Below are 16,937 nucleotides of genomic sequence, written 5' to 3'. Positions count from 1 at the left end.
CCCCCTTTAAAAATATGCTTTTGCTTTTCTTTCAATATCTTTAATAAGTTTATATTCAATCGAATCAACTAATGCAATCCAGCTTGCTTGAATTACGTCCCTAGAGACCCCAACTGTACTCCAGCTTTCATTACCATCAGTACTTTCAATTAAAACTCTAACTTTTGCACCTGTTGTGCTTTCTGAATCTAAAACTCTAACCTTATAATCAACTAACTTTACATTTTTTATCTCAGGATAAAAAACTTCTACTGCTTTTCTTAATGCTTTATCTAATGCATTTACTGGTCCATCACCTTCTGCTGCTGTCATTTCTGTCATTCCATCAACTGTTATATTAATTAAAGCTGTTGAGCTAAATTCACCATTGTTCCAAGGAGTTTCTCCCATAGTTTTAAAATGATTTAATTTGAAGAAAGGTTTATACTTTCCAATTGTCTTTCTTATTAATAGTTCTACAGTTCCTTCTGCTCCTTCAAATTGATAACCTTCATATTCCAATTCTTTTAATCTTTTAGTTACCTTTTTAACTTCATCTCCATCTTTTTTGACATTAGGAAAAATCTTGTGTATCTCTTGCAAAACTGTACTTTTACCACTTACCTCTGATAATAAAAATCTTCTCTTATTCCCAACTATTTCTGGATTTATATGCTCATAAGATTGTGGTGTTTTACAAATTGCATCTATATGCATTCCTCCTTTATGAGCAAATGCTGATTTACCCACATAAGGAGTTGAATCCTCTAATTGAATATTAGATATTTCTGAAATATATCTAGCCTTTGCAGTCAATTCTTGCAAGTAATTTTCTGCTTTTAAATTGCAATCCATTTTTAAGGCTATAGTTGGAATTATTGTACTTAAGTTAGTATTCCCACATCTTTCTCCAACTCCTATAAATGTGCCTTGAATATGTATCGCCCCTGACTCTATTGCCATAATAGAGTTTGCTACTGCCATACCTATATCGTTATGACAATGAATTCCTATTTTACAATCAAAATTCTTAACTACTTCACTAGTTATTTCTTTAATTTCGCTTGGTAATGTTCCACCATTTGTATCGCATAAAACTAGTGTTTTTGCTCCAGCCTCTCTAGCAGCTTTTAAAGTTAACATAGAATATTCTTTATTTTCTTTATAACCATCAAAAAAATGTTCTGCATCAAAAATTACTTGTTTATTTTTTTTAGTTAAATATTCTATAGTTTCTTTTATCATAAGTAGATTTTCATCTAAGGTTGTCTTTAATATATCTGTTACTTGAAATGTCCATGACTTACCAAATATAGATACAACACTTGTTTCTGCATCCAATAAGCTTTTTATATTAACATCATCACCAATCTTTGAATTTGGCTTTCTTGTTGATCCAAAAGCAACTAACTTCGAATTTTTAAGTTCTATTTCTTTTACTACCTTAAAGAACTCCATATCCTTAGGATTAGATCCTGGATTACCAGCTTCAATATAGTCAATCCCTATGTCATCCAATACCTTAACTATTTTTGTCTTATCCTCTAAAGAAAATGATATTCCCTGACCCTGAGCACCATCTCTTAAAGTAGAATCAAAAATTTCAATGGTTCTATTCAAACTTCCACCCCCAATTTTGCAAGTGACAAGTTTCAAGTGGTAAGTGACAAATCATTGCCTGTTATTTGATTTATTGAAGAACCCTTAACTCCAATAATCTTAAAGTTATAAATTAACTTTCTTACTTATACTAGCCACTATAGCTTGTCATAATTTAAATGCTTATTACCGCTTTGTTAGTTACGAGCTTTATTAGTTACGAGTTTTAAGTTAATAGTTAAGGAAAAATTTCAGCTGATTTGAATTTTAAAAATATATTTTTAGAAACTCATAAAAGTTCCCTCATTAAACTCTTAACTATTAACTTTTAACTTTTAACTAATTAATCGCTATTACCTAATTAAAGATTTCGCAGTAATCTGTAATATCATTAGAGCCCCTTTCTAATGCACAGACCCCTGTTCTAACTAGTTCTTTAATTTCATACTCTTCCATTAGTTTTATATGAGCATTAATTTTACTTTCATCTCCAGTAAGTTCAATCGTTAGTGTTTCAGGCGAAATATCCACTATCTTACTTCTAAAAATTCTAACAACTTCATTAATTGCTGCTCTTTGCTCTGAATCTGCCTTAACTTTAATTAGTACTAATTCTCTATAAACAGAGTTTTCTGGTTTTAATCTTAATACCCTTAGAACATCTTCTAATTTATTTAATTGCTTCATAAATTGCTCTAATACTTCTTCGCTTCCATTTAACGCAATAGTCATTCTTGATATTTCTGGATTTTCTGTTCTTCCAACTGTTAAACTATCAATGTTAAATCCCCTTCTTGCAAATAAACCCGAAACTCTTGTTAATACTCCTGAAGAATTTCTAACTAAAACCGACAAAACATGTCTTTCCATTTATATAACCCCCAAAATCAAATAATTTCAAATTATTGAATAAAACGGAATGAATTTAGGTTAAAAAAATCCCACCCTTAATGATAAAATCATAACGGTGGGATAACATTCCTCATCATTAAATATCACTAGGCTCCAACAAACCCTTGCATATAACGGTGCTTACCGGTAATTCCCTACTTATAAATTGAATTCTTAGTTTAAGGTTTAGTTTTAACTACACCTTAAGGTTATAATTCATTATCTAGAGGCATGTCCGTTGTTATCCACCACAAAAGAGTTGGAGTGTTCCAAAAACTAGCCATCAGATAAATTTACTAATGTTCAGGATACAGCTCAAGAGTGATTATTATTTAGTAAAAGTATCCATTCACACCTAACATGGACTCTCTGAAACTTTTTTATTCTAAATAAATGTCTCTATCACAGCTTTTATTCCTTAAAAAGGACCTTCCAAAATATTCTATTGTTAATATATTACTCTTTACTTTAATACACTGTCAATAGAATCTCTTAAAATTTACCAAATTAATTATAATTAGGATTTTACTTCATTTACTTTTAACATATAGTTAATATTTTTATTATTTTCTTAGTAATTTAATAGATTTATTTCAAACTTATTAATTTATTAATAACTTATCTATTTTTTATGTTTACAATTTAAATCCCTTGTTTTTAACACTTCTCTTTATTTTTAATCTTGTTTTTATTAATTTATTACAAAAAAATTTGGCGTATTAAAATTAATTTTACTCTTAATTTTAATACGCCATTATAATTTAATACTTATACTTTACTTAATATTAAATTTGCAATTCTATTTGCCATTTCATTTATTTCTTCTTGATTTTCACCTTCAAGCATAACTCTAACTAATGGTTCAGTTCCAGATGGTCTTATAAGCACCCTTCCAACTCCATTTAGCTTAGCTTCAACTTCTTGTATGGCAGCAATTATTTCTGCATCCTCTAAATATATATTCTTTTTTTCATTTGGTACTTTAGCATTAACTAATACCTGTGGTAATTCTTTCATAACTCCAGCTAGTTCACTGAAAGTTTTTCCACTTTCTTTAAGAATAGCAGCTACTTGAAGTGCTGTTACTAATCCATCTCCTGTAGTATTATGATCTAAAAATATTATATGTCCTGATTGCTCTCCACCTAATACATAATTATCCTTAAGCATTTCTTCAAGAACATATCTATCTCCAACTTTAGTTTTAACTAAGTTAATTCCTTCTCTTTTAGCAGCAATATCTAATCCTAAGTTACTCATTACAGTTACTACTAAAGTATCATCTTTTAATTGTCCTGATTCTTTTAATGCCTTAGCACATATTGTTAATAAGAAGTCTCCATTAATCATGTTTCCTTTTTCATCTACAGCTAAACATCTATCAGCATCACCATCAAATGCAAAACCAATATCACAATTTTTTCTTACAACATAATCCATTAACTCTTCCATATGAGTTGAGCCACAATTTTCATTTATGTTATTTCCATCTGGATTATCATTTATTACATATACTCTTGCACCTAAAGATCTGAAAGCTTTTACTGCAGCTTTATATGCAGCACCATTTGCACAGTCTAAAGCAACTCTTAATCCCTTTAAATCTGTATTTATAGTACTTAATGCATAATCAATATATTCTCTTAATGCTGTTTCTTCAGTGTACGATCTACCAACATTCCCACCTATTGGACTAGGTACGCCTTCGAATCCTCCCTCTATTACAGCTTGTATTTGATCTTCTAAACTATCTGATAATTTGTATCCTTTTCCATCAAAAAATTTAATTCCGTTATATTCTACTGGATTATGAGATGCTGAAATCATTACTCCTGCATCTGCTTTATATTCTCTAGTTAAATGAGCTACTGCTGGTGTTGGTACTACTCCTAAAATTACTGCTTCTGCCCCTACTGAAAGTATACCTGCAACTAAAGCAGCTTCAAGCATATCTCCTGATATTCTAGTATCTTTTGCTACTAAAATCTTTGGCTTATGAGTACCCTCAGTTAATACAAAAGCTCCTGCTCTTCCTAAGCTATAAGCTAATTCTGCAGTTAATTCAGTATTTGCTATCCCTCTAACACCATCTGTTCCAAACATTCTACTCATATATAATACCTCGCTTATATAAATAATTAATTATAGACATTATCTTTTATAGTATATTACTTATTCCGATTTTTTACAATATATCGTACTTTATAGCTATATATTCATTAATCTTGTTTATCTTTAGGATACATTCTTTCTAATACTAAATTATATCCTCCCTGTCCATAATTAAGACATTTATTTACTCTACTAATAGTTGCTGTACTTGCCCCTGTTGCATCAGCTATTTCTGTATATACCTTTTTATCTGTAAGCATTTTTGCAACATATATTCTTTGAGAAATTGCCCTTAATTCATTTATTGTTGCAATATCTTCAAAAAACTTATAGCACTCATCTATATTATTTAACTCTAAAACAGCTTTAAATAGCATATCTAAATCTTTTTTAAATTCTAAATTCTGTAGGCTCATATTATCACTCCTATTATCTCTCTACATCATAATTTTAACACTTTAGTGTGCTAAATTTAAGATATACTTTAAATTTTTCTTTATCTAATTAATTTTCTTCATCATTTTCAAAACAATTAGTTTCTATATATTTATCATAAATGCTTTTTGTTGGTAAAATCCATACTTCACCTATACCAATATAAACATTATTTACTTCTTCTACAAGTTCTTCGTCAATTATTCTTTCATACTTCTCTTGAGCTAATTTTATATTAGCACTTCTTAGTACTATAAAATCACCATTAACTACTAATCTATCCTTATATAATTTACACCTTATAATCTCTTCTTCGGGTACAGGTAACTTCAATGCAACAACTCCAGATCCACTTAATTTTATTTTATTATTATCATTTGGAATTAAAGAAATATCAATCTCATTGTCACAAGCATAAAACATATCTTCGTTTATTATTATTTCTTCATCAACTAATTCAATTAATGTAAAATCATTAAAGCTAGGCTCTAATAATATTTCACCACTTCCACTAAAAACAGTTTTCAATCCAAAATGCCTCATATGAGTAGCACCAAAAATAACCTTTTTAATTCCTTTGTAGTCGTTTACTACATCACTTCTTTCGATAAAGCCTTTCATATAGCTTAGAGCATTTTGTTGAATCTTAACAGCGCTGTCATTAAGTAATATTCTGACCTGCTTTAATCTTTTACCATTACCTTCAATCGTCCTAATAGCGCTAGCTACATTTAACTCACTTGCGCCATTAAGAGATGCATATTTCAAAATTTGAAAACAAGATTCATTACCCATTTGCGAAACTAAAGTAAGCTTATTTTTAACTTCTATATTGCTTCTCATCTTAACTACCCACACCTTTATATTCCATAAATATTATACCTTAATTCTATCCAAATTTAATATTCATTAAACACTTCATGTTTGATGATGAGTAAATAAAAAGTAAGAATTAATAGTTAAGTTGTTTTCCTAACTCTTACTTCTTACTTTTTACTCTTATATCAAATTTTTTCTTATTTCAAGCTATTTACTAATTCTTCTGACTCTAAAACACTTGTAATTTTAATTCCAAAATTTTGTTGAGAAATAACAACTTGTCCATATGCTATTTTTTTACCATTAACAAGTATTTCTACCTCTTGATTTTCTAAAGTATCAAGCTCAACTAAGGAACCTTTACCAAGCTCTAAAATTTCATTCAAAGGCATTCTAGTTTTACCTAAAACAGCAGTTATCTCTATTGGTATATCTAAAATTCTAGATATCTTCTCATTCATTAATATCTCCCCTTACCTAATTATATCAATAATTTCTATTCCTTTTTTCATTCCTATAACACCAGGCTTTGCTTTATAAATATTTGCTTCACCAATATCTACTGTAATATTTTCATTTATTTTTTGATCTAAAAGAATAACATCCCCAACCTCTAGATTTAATAAATCACTAATACTCACTTTTGCACAGCCTAATTTTGCAGTCACATCTACATCAATATTTTTGATATACGGAAATATCTCACTACAAGATATATCTTTGCATTTTTCCTCTTCAAAATTATCTTCATGTTTTAACTTATCACTACCAAAATCATCTATGATATCTTTCATGCTTTCATATGGAATGCAAAATCTTATGTGTCCAACAACTTCATTTTGTAATAATACATTTATTAATGAACTAAAAATCATATCTTTTGTATTAAGCTTTTGATATTGAATTTTATTAGGATATATTCTATTAACTTCAATTTTTTCATGTGTTGCAGGCATATATATTCTCTTTAATAAATTATCAAATAGATATTTCAACAATTCTAAATCTATATTAGTTGGCTCTCTATTTAAATCTTCAACTTGACCATTGCCACCTAATAATAAATCAACAACAGTTAAAACTGCACCTTTATCCACAAATAAAACTAAATTATCCACTATAGGAAGTATACTATATTCAATTACAACATTATCTCCATTTATACTTTCTATAAATTCTCCATAAGTTGTTTGAATACATTTATTTAATGCCATTCTAAATCCATCATTTTTAGTTTCATAATTTATTTGCATATTAGAAGTTTTACAAAACTCTTCACATACAAGTGCCAAATTTCTTATATTTTCTAAAGAGAACTTCTCACTTTTTTTGAAATCATATAATCTTATATCTTCCATCTTTTATCCTCTTTCTTATCTAGATTGTAGATTGTTAATCATTGACCACATTTCATCAGCAACAGTAAATCCTTTACTATTTAACTGAAATGCCCTTTGCATTGCAATTAAATCAGTAAATTCTTGAGAAATCTCTACATTAGACATTTCAGTATATCCTTGATATATATCCCCATCTGCAGCAATTAACTCTACTCCATCATTAGCAATAAATAAATTACCACTTGCTGATAAAACATCATTATCTCCTGTAGGTTTATATAAATTAATATTTCCTATCTTTTCATCATTAACAAAGACTTCACCTTGTTTATTAACACTTAAATTATCTGATGTTATTCCTGAATTGTTATAATTTTTTTCATCCTCAAATTGTATATCAAGAATATTTCCAGCATCATCAACTAATGTTCCATTTGCATCAACTGAAAATTCACCATTTCTTGTATATGCATAAGTATTATCCGATCTAATCACTCTAAAAAGTCCTTCACCATCAATTGCTAAATTGGTAGATATTTTAGTATTTTTTAATGATCCCTGAGTAAAATTTCTTACCTCTGTCGTACTTTTAATTCCAGTTCCTGTTGTAGCATTGACATCATTGGTAGGGTAAGAATTATTTGAAAGCCCTGCCCTAACTAAATCTTGAAATTCAACATCCAATTTTTTATAACCAGCTGTATTAGAATTTACAATATTATTTGAAATAACATTTATCTTATTTTGAGTAGAACTCATACCACTTTTACTTACATTTAAAATCCCATACATATATTTACCCCTACCTTACTGTTCCTATTTCATTTGCTATTTTACTTAAAGTAGAATCCATAGCTTGCACTACCTTTTGGTTCGCTTCAAATGCTCTTAAATTAGACATTAAAGCAGCTGTTGATTCAATAATATCAACGTTTGAACTTTCTTTCTGCATATTTTGTACTCTATAATTATTTGTAGCTATCGCGCCTTCACCACTATAAAGATTTTGTCCAACTTTATTTAAACTACTATAATCATCAAAATCTACAATATTAAATTTATGTACTGCACCAGATGATAAAACAACATTATTGTTACTATCTACACTTATACTACTTCCTCCAACATACATTGGTTGATTATTCGAATTTAATACTTGTGCACCAGATGATGTAACTAAGTATCCATCACCATTTATATTAAATCCCCCATCTCTAGTGTAAAAAACATTTCCTTGTTCATCTCTAACTGTAAAAAATCCTTTCCCATTTAAAGCAAAGTCTGTTTCATTTTCAGTTTCAACTATTACGCCTTGTTCATAATTAGTCGTAACCTCATCTATTTTCACACCTAAATTTAAAGTACCTAACTCTTGAGTTGTACCTTTTCCATTAACATACTTATCATTATTTTTAATTAATACATCATCAAATGTTTTAGATATTAATGTCTCCGATTTAAAACCAGTAGTATTAGCATTTGCAATATTATTACTTATTACTGTTTGACTACTTTGTAAATTTATCATAGCCGATACTGATGTATACATTCCTCTTAACATGTTAAACCTCTCTCCTTAAGCTATATTGTAATTTAGCCTCTTCATTGCATTTCTTAAATTTACTATTGCCCTACTATGTAATTGGCACACTCTTGATTCAGAAACCTCTAATACCCTACCAATTTCCTTTAGTGTTAGCTCTTCATAATAATATAGTGATAAAACAAGCTTATCCTTCTCTTTAAGCATATCAATCGCTCTTGTTAATATATTAAGCTTTTCATCTTCTTCTATTATATTTTCAGGTAATAAGGACTCATCTTCTTTTATAGTATCTATAATACTTACATCAGTATTTCCCTCGAAAATAACTGTATCTAAAGAAGTAGTACTCATTATATTAATTCTACTTTCTATCTTGCTTATTTCAGATTTTGATACTTTTAAATACTTTGATATTTCTTCTCCAGTAGGCTCCCTTAATAATTTATTTTGCAAATTCTCTACAGCTGAATTATATTCATTTATTTTAGCAACATCATTTCTTGAAATTGGAGAATGTCTTCTTATTTCATCAACAATTGCTGCTCTTATTTTAAGAGAAGCATAAGTTGAAAATTTGCAGTTTTTATCATCTCTATAGCTGTTTGCTGCATCTATAAGTCCTATAGTCCCATAGCTAACTAAATCCTCATATTCAATTCCAATATTCTTAGTAAAATACTTTGAAGCTATAAATTTTACTAAATTCATATTCTCCAATACATATTCCTCATTTTGGATATCAACCACTTTAACTCCCCCCAATTATAGATTAACTACCGCTTGTGCTCTTATTTGAACATCATTTGGTATTTCATTTAATGATAGAATTGCTACATTAGGAAATACCATTTCAACAAGTTTCCTAAATGGTGCTCTTATTTTAGGTGAAACTAAAATAACAGGTCTATTATTAGCAAATGCTATGCTCTCAGTAATTTCTTTTATACTATTAAAAATTCTATTAGTGTTATCAGGGTCAACTGCTGGATAAGTACCATTAACAGACTTTTGAAGATTATTAGCAATTAATCTTTCAACTTCATTAGATAATGTTGCAACTGTTATCGTATTTTCATCATCTATAAAAGCCTCACAAATACCTTTGTTTAATGCCATTCTTACATATTCAGTTAACAACTCAATATCCTTAGTATTTATAGCATTATCTGCTAAAGTTTCTAATATCGTAACCCTATCTTTAATTGCTACTTTTTCTCTAAGCAAGTTTTGTAATACCTTTTGAACTTCACCTAAAGTCATAATATCAGGTATTAACTCATCAACTATTACACTATACTTTTCTTTAGTTGCATCCATTATTGCTTTAACTTCTTCTCTTCCCATAAGCTCATGAGATTTATCTTTTACTATCTCTAACAAATGAGTAACTAATATAGTAGATGGATCTACTATTGTATATCCTCTTAATTCTGCTTCTTCTATTTTATCTTTACTTATCCATAATGCTTCTAAACCAAAACTTGGCTCAATAGCCTTTATTCCCTCTAGTTCTAATCCTAATCCCATCGGATCCATACATAAAACCATAGTTGGCATAAGAGTATATGTTGCAACTCTATTTCCTTTTATTTTTATACAATATTGATTAGGTTCTAGTTGAAGATTATCTCTAATTCTTATAGGTTGTACTATTATTCCCATATCTATTGCACATTGTCTTCTTATTGAAGAAATTCTTTGCAGTAAATCTCCTCCACTACTTTCATCAGCTAAAGGTATTAAGCCGTATCCAATTTCAACCTCTAATGCTTCAATATTAAGTAATTCACTTACATCTTCAACTTCATTGGTAACTGCAGTTTCTTCTACTGCTAAATCTTCACTAATACTTTCTGTCTTTTCTTTTTCTTCGCCCTTTTTTAGCGTCATTCCAATTAGTACACATCCTACACCTAATGAAAAGAATGATAGCGTTGGTAATCCTGGCATAATTCCTAAAATAAATAACACTACACCTGTTATCATTATAGCTTTTGGAATTGCTGTTAACTGTTGACCTGCTAAGCTAGCGACACTATCGTCACTATCAGCTCTTGTTACTAAAATACCTGACGCAGTTGAAATAAGTAATGCTGGAATCTGACTTACAAGTCCATCTCCTATTGTTAATCTTATATATGTCTGAGCAGCTTCTCCAAAATCCATATCAAGCATCATTACTCCCATTATAATTCCGGCAAATATATTTACTGCTGTTACTATAATTCCTGCAATTGCATCACCTTTAACGAATTTAGAGGCACCATCCATTGACCCATAAAAGTCAGCCTCTTGTTGTAATTCTCTTCTTCGTCTTCGTGCTGTTTTTTCATCAATCATACCTGAATTCAAATCAGCATCTATGCTCATTTGTTTTCCTGGCATAGCATCTAATGTAAATCTTGCCGATACTTCTGATACTCTTCCTGACCCATTAGTAATTACAACAAATTGAATAATTATGATTATTAAAAATATAATTACACCTAATACATAATTTCCTCCAACAACAAAATTACCAAAAGATTCAATTATATTTCCTGCATAACCCTCACCTAAAATAAGTCTAGTAGATGAAAGATTTAATCCTAACCTAAATAGTGTTGTAACTAGTAATAAAGTCGGAAATATTGATAATTGTAATACATTAGTTGAAAATAATGTCATGAGTAAAATTAATACTGATAATGCTATATTTACGACTAATAATATATCTAATAAAAATGAAGGTAGCGGAATAATAATCATCAAGATTATTCCCATAACACCAAAGGCAACTAATACGTCAAACCTATTTTTTAATTTCCCCATCTTTAAATTCCTTTACTTGTTTTTCTTATATCTATTTTTGATTTTATATACAGCTACCAGTACTTCTGCAACTTCTTGGTACATTTCAGCTGGTATCTCTTGTTCTACTTCAACTTCTCTATAAAGCATTCTCGCTAAAGGCACATTTTCAATCATTGGAATATCATTTTCCTTAGCTATCTCTCTAATTTTCATAGCTAATACATCTGCTCCTTTTGCAATAACTATTGGAGCTGAATCCCTTTCTCTCTCATACCTAATTGCTATTGAAATATGAGTTGGATTTGTTATAATTGCTGTTGCATCCTTAGTATTTTGAATCATTCTCTGAGAAGCTATTTGTCTTTGCTTTTGTTTAATTTGAGACTTAACATGAGGATCCCCTTCTGCTTGTTTAAATTCTTCCTTTACCTCTTGCTTAGTCATTTTCATTCCTTTTTTATGTGAATACAACTGATAAGCAAAATCTATTGCTCCAATTGTAACTGCAATCATTATTGCAATATTAAGCAGTTTTTTTACTATATCAAATATTGAATATATTAAATGTGGGAAATATATATCTCCTATTTTTAAAATATCAACATAGTTTTTCTTAACAAATGAATACCCAATATAAGATAATAAAATTAAAAGTATTGTGTTCTTTAAAGCGGCAACAAATGACTTTTGTGAAAACATATTTTTTAATCCCTTCATAGGATTTAGTTTTGAAAACTTTAGTTTCATTGACTCTTTACTTATTACAACTCCACTTTGTACAATATTTGAAATAACACCTAAGCAAAGTATTATCATTCCCATTGGTAAAAATAATTTTAAATATGTAAATAATCCATCTGCAAATAATCCATGAGCCATTTTGCCATTTAAAGTTCCACTAAAATCCATAGTTAAAGCTGAAGCTATATATGTTTTTAAATTTTTAATTAAACCATTAGTCGTGGTGTAAATGCATATTACTGCACCTATTAATGTAAAGGCATTTGATACTTCTTTACTTTTTGCTACATTACCCTTCTTCCGCTCATCCTTCTTCTTTTTGGCTGTGGGTTGTTCTGTCTTATCCGATGCCGACAAAATAATCTCTCCCCTTTATCCTATTAGCGTATTTAAAATAGTCTATTTATTAACGCAATCATTATATCTTGATATACAAGAGTTCCTTCAATAACATTCTTTAACTGCTTAAGAATATCTTTAATTGTATTTACTATAAATGGCAGTGAACTCATAAAAAATAAAATTCCAACTAACATTTTAAGTGGCATTCCTACAATCATTACATTTAATCCAGAAATGCTTCTTGAAATTATTCCAGTAATTAAATCTGTTAATATTAGTACAACTAAAATTGGAATTGCTATTTTTATTCCCATCATAAAATACTCTGTAAATACTTTTAAAATATAAGTAAAGTTATAATCAATTATTGAGTATCCTATTGGTATTATCTTAAAACTATTTTGCATGGAATTTATTATTATGTGATGTGCATTAATGCTGAAAAACACAACTACTCCTACAAAATATATTAAATTTTCCATTATTGTAGCTTGTGATTGAGTATTAGCATCATATGTACTTGCCATAGATAATCCCATTTGTCCATCTATTAATTTCCCTGCCATTTTTAAACTATAAAAACAAATTGTAACCATGTATCCCATAGTTAATCCATTTACCGTTTCTAATACTCCATATCTAATTAATTCATAAAAATTTTCAATTGGTATATTTATCTCTAAATTAATTGCAATCATTGCCGATAATAATAATGAGAAACAAATTTTAAATAACTTTGGTGTACCATTTGGGAAAATAATACTAGTAGCTAAAAAAAATGCTGTTATTCTAAAAAATACGTATATCATGCTTATTTAACTATTGTTGATATACTTTGGAATAGCTCATTTGTAAGCATTACAAGCTTATTTAACATCCAAGGTCCACCCAAAACTAAAACTAATATTATTGCAATTAACTTTGGTACAAATGTTAATGTTTGTTCTTGAATTTGTGTTGTTGCTTGAAAAATACTTATTATAAGTCCTACAACTAAAGATATAATAAGTATTGGGCCCGCTATTAAAAGACCTGTAACCAATGCTTTTTTTACTATTGTCATTATTGCTAATTCGCTCATTATATCTATCCCCTATCCTGTAAAACTTTCTATTAATGATTTAATCAGCAAATTCCATCCGTCTACCATAACAAATAAAAGTAATTTAAATGGTAATGATATCATTGCTGGTGGAAGCATAAACATCCCCATTGACATCAATGTACTTGAAACTACTAAATCAATTACTAAAAATGGTATGTATATTATAAAACCTATTTGGAATGCCGTTTTAAGCTCACTTATTGCAAAAGCTGGAACTACAATACTTAATGGTAAATCCTCTCTTGTTATGTTTGTTACATCTATTGATGAATTCTTTACAAACAATTCTAAATCTGCTTCTCTTGTTTGTTTAAGTAAGAATTCTGTTATTGGTTTTCTTAACTCTTCATAAGCTTCTTCCATTGTTATTTCTTTATTTATGTAAGGCTCTATTGAATTTTCAGTAATTTTCCCCACAACTGGACTCATTATAAACATAGTTATACATAATGCTAATCCAACTAGTATTTGATTTGGAATAGCTTGTTGAGCCCCTAATGCAGATTTTATAAATGAAAATGTAATTATCACTCTTACAAAGCTTGTCATCATAAAAATTATTGTTGGCAAAAACATAAGAGCAGTCATTAACAAGAACATCTGCATGTTTGGTGTTAATTCTGAACTATTACTTAAAATCTGACTTAATATGTCCATTATCTTTTTCCCTTGTTAATTTATTATTTAGTAATTTGCTAAAGTTTAATTGATTTAAATAAGCTGAATCATTTTTTTCTTTTTTCAATTTTACTATCTCATTTATTTCGTTTTCATCTAGCTCTTTAATTACTTGTGTATTGTTATTTGACGATACTATTACACAGCCTACTTTCCCTGTTTTTATTACATATATACATATATCTTTGTTTAAATTTAATCTCTCTAACACCTTAACATAAGAACCTGATGATAATTTATTCAGGCTCCCTTTGCTAAGTTTTAAAGATATAACTATTAATAGTATGACAATTGGAACTAACACAATTAAGTTTATAATAAACTCTAAAAATGTATTTTCCATTTATTCCTTCACAATCTCCTTTTGTTGAACTATTAATATATCAACTCTTCTATTAATAGCTCGGTTTTCTTCTGTTGCATTATCTACTAATGGCCTATACTCACCATATCCTGTTGCTGAAAATCTTGTAGGATCAAACCCTTTTGTTTCAATAAAATATTTAACTACATTAACTGCCCTTGAAGTTGATAACTCCCAATTTGATTTATATGTTCCTGAACTAATAGGTATATTATCTGTATGACCTTGTACCATTATTTCATTTTCTATGGCTGGAATTAATCCACTTATTACTTCTAATACAGGAGTGCTATCTGCTTTTAAATCTGCTTTTCCTAAATCAAAAAGTATACTCTCACTTAATTGTAGAACAACTCCAGCATCTTCTTCTCTTATTTTCACTGTATCTGTTAATCCATTTTTATCTATTATTTCTTGTATATCTTCTAATAAAATTTGATATGGACTTTTTTCTCCGATACCTTGTTCTTTTTCTTCATCTTCAATATCAGAAACATCCTCTAATTTCATTGGTATTCCAGTTATTTGCCCTTTAAGTGCAGCTGCTATTAATTTTAGTTTTTCATTATCTGTAGTTGAAAATGAGTAAAGTAGTATAAAAAATGTTAATAATAATGTTATCGTATCTGCATATGTATCCATCCAAGAATTAGGATTAATATCATCTGGTTTTCTTCTTTTACGCGACATTCTTTTCTATACCATCTACATTTCCATCTTTATTGTATTTGGCTTTCTCCTTTTCATTTAAAAAGCTTGTTAGCTTTTCTTCTAAAATTCTTGTTGAATCACCATTCTTTATACTTAAAATTCCTACTAACATCATTTCCCTATTTTCTACTTCTCTTTGTCCTTTATTTTCAAGATTAAATCCTAATGGATTTAAAATTAAGTTTGCTAATAATGCACCATAAAAAGTAGTTATAAGTGCAGCTGCCATACCACTTGCTATATTATCTGGATTATCAAGCTCTGCAAGCATTTGTATAAGACCTACAAGTGTACCTATCATACCGAATGCTGGAGCATATGAACCCCATGTCTTATACATCTTTGCTCCCTTCATGTATCTTCCTTCAATTTCGGAAATATTATTATTTAAAATTTCAATTATTAAATCTGTTTCTATTCCATCAACAACTAGCTCTAATCCTGTTTTCATAAAGCTATCATTTATTTCTTCAATATCTGATTCTATTGCCAGTAATCCATCTTTTCTTGCCTTCATTGAAATTTCTTTAAATATATGTATTACTTCTACCTTATCTAATGCTGGAGTCTTGAATAATACCTTAGAAATACTCCCCATCATCTTTACTTCATCAAACGAAAATGTAATTAGAAGTGCTGCAAATGATCCACCAATAGTAATGATTACAGAAATTAAATCATAAAATCCTGATAGTCCAACATTTCCTTGTGATATTGCAAATACTATAAGACTTATTCCTAGTAGTATACCTATTGGTGTTAATATGTCATTTCTTTTCATTGTTAACCTCTTATTTATCTCTTAAGATTTATTATTTCTTGTAATAACTCATCACTTGTTGTTATTACTTTACTTGATGCTTGGAAAGCTCTTGTTGTAACTATCATTTCTGTAAATTCTTCTGATAGGTCTACGTTTGACATTTCTAATGCACCTTGAGTAATAAGCCCATGTTTTCCTCCATCAGAATTATACGTTGGTATTCCTGAATTTTTTGTTTCTTTATATATATTTGAACTAGTTGCTTCTAACCCATTTTGATTTACAAATGTCGCTATCTTCAATTGTTGATTACCATCAATTTTTTCACCATCTTCAAGCACATAAGATATTTTTCCATCTTTAGCTATATTGTATGATAAGACTCTTTTTGCTCCTTCCACACTTGGATCAACTGCATTTCCTTTATCATCTACAGCTGCTGGTATTTTTACTCTATTATCAGTTTCAGTTTTTTCATCATCGCTTGGTGTTTCTGGTATGTCTCCAACATCTGGTGTCTCATCAACATCCGGTGTCTCATCAACATCTGGTGCCTCATCAACACCACCAATCCCATCACTTTCATCATCGCTTGGTGTTTCTGGTATGTCTCCAACATCTGGTGTCTCATCAACATCCGGTGTCTCATCAACATCCGGTGTCTCATCAACATCTGGTGCCTCATCAACACCACCAATCCCATCACTTTCATCATCACT

Annotated in this window: 19 protein-coding genes; all 19 read right to left on the bottom strand. The window is 29.2% G+C overall.

What is annotated here, in order from left to right; genetic code table 11:
• Positions 1–6 precede the first annotated feature (6 nt).
• Entirely contained in the window at positions 7–1,599 is a 1,593-nt protein-coding gene (gene cimA / locus HCG70_RS00710) for a citramalate synthase (RefSeq protein WP_055275547.1), read from the bottom strand.
• A gap of 336 nt (positions 1,600–1,935) precedes the next feature.
• Entirely contained in the window at positions 1,936–2,448 is a 513-nt protein-coding gene (gene ilvN / locus HCG70_RS00705; RefSeq protein ID WP_042400543.1) for an acetolactate synthase small subunit, read from the bottom strand.
• A gap of 789 nt (positions 2,449–3,237) precedes the next feature.
• Positions 3,238–4,581: a phosphoglucosamine mutase gene (gene glmM / locus HCG70_RS00700; RefSeq protein WP_042400540.1), complete on the bottom strand. Its 1,344-nt coding sequence runs from the start codon at positions 4,579–4,581 to the stop codon at positions 3,238–3,240.
• A 107-nt stretch (positions 4,582–4,688) separates the two neighbouring features.
• Positions 4,689–4,997, bottom strand: coding sequence for a YerC/YecD family TrpR-related protein (locus HCG70_RS00695; protein ID WP_042400537.1), 309 nt, complete (start codon positions 4,995–4,997; stop codon positions 4,689–4,691).
• An 88-nt stretch (positions 4,998–5,085) separates the two neighbouring features.
• On the bottom strand, positions 5,086–5,859 hold the full coding sequence (locus HCG70_RS00690; RefSeq protein WP_055292322.1) for an AIM24 family protein: 774 nt from the start codon (positions 5,857–5,859) through the stop codon (positions 5,086–5,088).
• A 173-nt stretch (positions 5,860–6,032) separates the two neighbouring features.
• On the bottom strand, positions 6,033–6,296 hold the full coding sequence (fliN, locus tag HCG70_RS00685) for a flagellar motor switch protein FliN (protein ID WP_042400531.1): 264 nt from the start codon (positions 6,294–6,296) through the stop codon (positions 6,033–6,035).
• Between the two features lie 12 nt (positions 6,297–6,308).
• On the bottom strand, positions 6,309–7,193 hold the full coding sequence (locus tag HCG70_RS00680) for a FliM/FliN family flagellar motor switch protein (RefSeq protein ID WP_221697365.1): 885 nt from the start codon (positions 7,191–7,193) through the stop codon (positions 6,309–6,311).
• A gap of 15 nt (positions 7,194–7,208) precedes the next feature.
• Entirely contained in the window at positions 7,209–7,967 is a 759-nt protein-coding gene (locus HCG70_RS00675; protein WP_221697363.1) for a flagellar hook-basal body complex protein, read from the bottom strand.
• Positions 7,968–7,977: 10 nt separating this feature from the next.
• Complete coding sequence (locus tag HCG70_RS00670) at positions 7,978–8,736, bottom strand: flagellar hook-basal body complex protein (protein ID WP_195953792.1); 759 nt, start codon at positions 8,734–8,736, stop codon at positions 7,978–7,980.
• Between the two features lie 15 nt (positions 8,737–8,751).
• The gene (locus HCG70_RS00665; protein WP_341478724.1) at positions 8,752–9,468 is read right to left on the bottom strand and encodes a sigma-70 family RNA polymerase sigma factor; all 717 of its coding nucleotides are present in this window, start codon (positions 9,466–9,468) and stop codon (positions 8,752–8,754) included.
• A 15-nt stretch (positions 9,469–9,483) separates the two neighbouring features.
• On the bottom strand, positions 9,484–11,532 hold the full coding sequence (flhA, locus tag HCG70_RS00660; RefSeq protein ID WP_195953793.1) for a flagellar biosynthesis protein FlhA: 2,049 nt from the start codon (positions 11,530–11,532) through the stop codon (positions 9,484–9,486).
• Positions 11,533–11,544: 12 nt separating this feature from the next.
• On the bottom strand, positions 11,545–12,612 hold the full coding sequence (flhB, locus tag HCG70_RS00655) for a flagellar biosynthesis protein FlhB (protein ID WP_221697362.1): 1,068 nt from the start codon (positions 12,610–12,612) through the stop codon (positions 11,545–11,547).
• 32 nt (positions 12,613–12,644) lie between these two features.
• Positions 12,645–13,406 (bottom strand): flagellar biosynthetic protein FliR, encoded by a 762-nt coding sequence (locus HCG70_RS00650; protein ID WP_221697360.1) that lies wholly within the window; start codon positions 13,404–13,406, stop codon positions 12,645–12,647.
• Between the two features lie 2 nt (positions 13,407–13,408).
• Positions 13,409–13,678 carry a flagellar biosynthesis protein FliQ gene (gene fliQ, locus HCG70_RS00645; protein WP_195953794.1) on the bottom strand — a complete coding sequence of 90 codons (270 nt, stop codon included), beginning with the start codon at positions 13,676–13,678 and terminating at the stop codon, positions 13,409–13,411.
• Between the two features lie 12 nt (positions 13,679–13,690).
• Positions 13,691–14,359: a flagellar type III secretion system pore protein FliP gene (fliP, locus tag HCG70_RS00640; protein ID WP_195953795.1), complete on the bottom strand. Its 669-nt coding sequence runs from the start codon at positions 14,357–14,359 to the stop codon at positions 13,691–13,693.
• A complete protein-coding gene (locus HCG70_RS00635; RefSeq protein ID WP_221697359.1) occupies positions 14,331–14,723 on the bottom strand; it encodes a flagellar biosynthetic protein FliO in 393 nt (130 codons plus the stop codon). Before HCG70_RS00635 ends, fliP begins: the two co-directional genes overlap by 29 nt.
• Positions 14,724–15,434 (bottom strand): OmpA family protein, encoded by a 711-nt coding sequence (locus tag HCG70_RS00630; protein ID WP_221697358.1) that lies wholly within the window; start codon positions 15,432–15,434, stop codon positions 14,724–14,726. It abuts the gene before it with no gap.
• Positions 15,424–16,236, bottom strand: a complete 813-nt coding sequence (locus tag HCG70_RS00625; RefSeq protein WP_195953798.1) for a motility protein A — start codon at positions 16,234–16,236, stop codon at positions 15,424–15,426. Before HCG70_RS00625 ends, HCG70_RS00630 begins: the two co-directional genes overlap by 11 nt.
• Before the next feature lie 14 nt (positions 16,237–16,250).
• The coding region (locus tag HCG70_RS00620; RefSeq protein ID WP_221697356.1) for a flagellar hook-basal body complex protein at positions 16,251–16,937 on the bottom strand (687 nt) is incomplete at its 5' end.

Origin of the sequence: Clostridium sp. K04 (genome assembly GCF_019734375.1) — a bacterium.
GTDB lineage: Bacteria > Bacillota > Clostridia > Clostridiales > Clostridiaceae > Clostridium > Clostridium saudiense.
Note: the sequence above shows the minus strand (reverse complement) of the source record. Positions and strands in the feature narration are given on the sequence as shown.

What these genes read in the sequence shown, in the direction of transcription:
- HCG70_RS00680 (WP_221697365.1), bottom strand. Translation starts at nt 7,193, where the DNA reads ATGGAAGATATAAGATTATATGATTTCAAAAAAAGTGAGAAGTTCTCT.
- HCG70_RS00635 (WP_221697359.1), bottom strand. Translation starts at nt 14,723, where the DNA reads ATGGAAAATACATTTTTAGAGTTTATTATAAACTTAATTGTGTTAGTT.
- glmM (WP_042400540.1), bottom strand. Translation starts at nt 4,581, where the DNA reads ATGAGTAGAATGTTTGGAACAGATGGTGTTAGAGGGATAGCAAATACT.
- HCG70_RS00650 (WP_221697360.1), bottom strand. Translation starts at nt 13,406, where the DNA reads ATGATATACGTATTTTTTAGAATAACAGCATTTTTTTTAGCTACTAGT.
- HCG70_RS00625 (WP_195953798.1), bottom strand. Translation starts at nt 16,236, where the DNA reads ATGAAAAGAAATGACATATTAACACCAATAGGTATACTACTAGGAATA.
- ilvN (WP_042400543.1), bottom strand. Translation starts at nt 2,448, where the DNA reads ATGGAAAGACATGTTTTGTCGGTTTTAGTTAGAAATTCTTCAGGAGTA.
- fliQ (WP_195953794.1), bottom strand. Translation starts at nt 13,678, where the DNA reads ATGAGCGAATTAGCAATAATGACAATAGTAAAAAAAGCATTGGTTACA.
- fliP (WP_195953795.1), bottom strand. Translation starts at nt 14,359, where the DNA reads ATGGACATATTAAGTCAGATTTTAAGTAATAGTTCAGAATTAACACCA.
- HCG70_RS00690 (WP_055292322.1), bottom strand. Translation starts at nt 5,859, where the DNA reads ATGAGAAGCAATATAGAAGTTAAAAATAAGCTTACTTTAGTTTCGCAA.
- HCG70_RS00630 (WP_221697358.1), bottom strand. Translation starts at nt 15,434, where the DNA reads ATGTCGCGTAAAAGAAGAAAACCAGATGATATTAATCCTAATTCTTGG.
- HCG70_RS00695 (WP_042400537.1), bottom strand. Translation starts at nt 4,997, where the DNA reads ATGAGCCTACAGAATTTAGAATTTAAAAAAGATTTAGATATGCTATTT.
- flhA (WP_195953793.1), bottom strand. Translation starts at nt 11,532, where the DNA reads ATGGGGAAATTAAAAAATAGGTTTGACGTATTAGTTGCCTTTGGTGTT.
- HCG70_RS00675 (WP_221697363.1), bottom strand. Translation starts at nt 7,967, where the DNA reads ATGTATGGGATTTTAAATGTAAGTAAAAGTGGTATGAGTTCTACTCAA.
- fliN (WP_042400531.1), bottom strand. Translation starts at nt 6,296, where the DNA reads ATGAATGAGAAGATATCTAGAATTTTAGATATACCAATAGAGATAACT.
- HCG70_RS00670 (WP_195953792.1), bottom strand. Translation starts at nt 8,736, where the DNA reads ATGTTAAGAGGAATGTATACATCAGTATCGGCTATGATAAATTTACAA.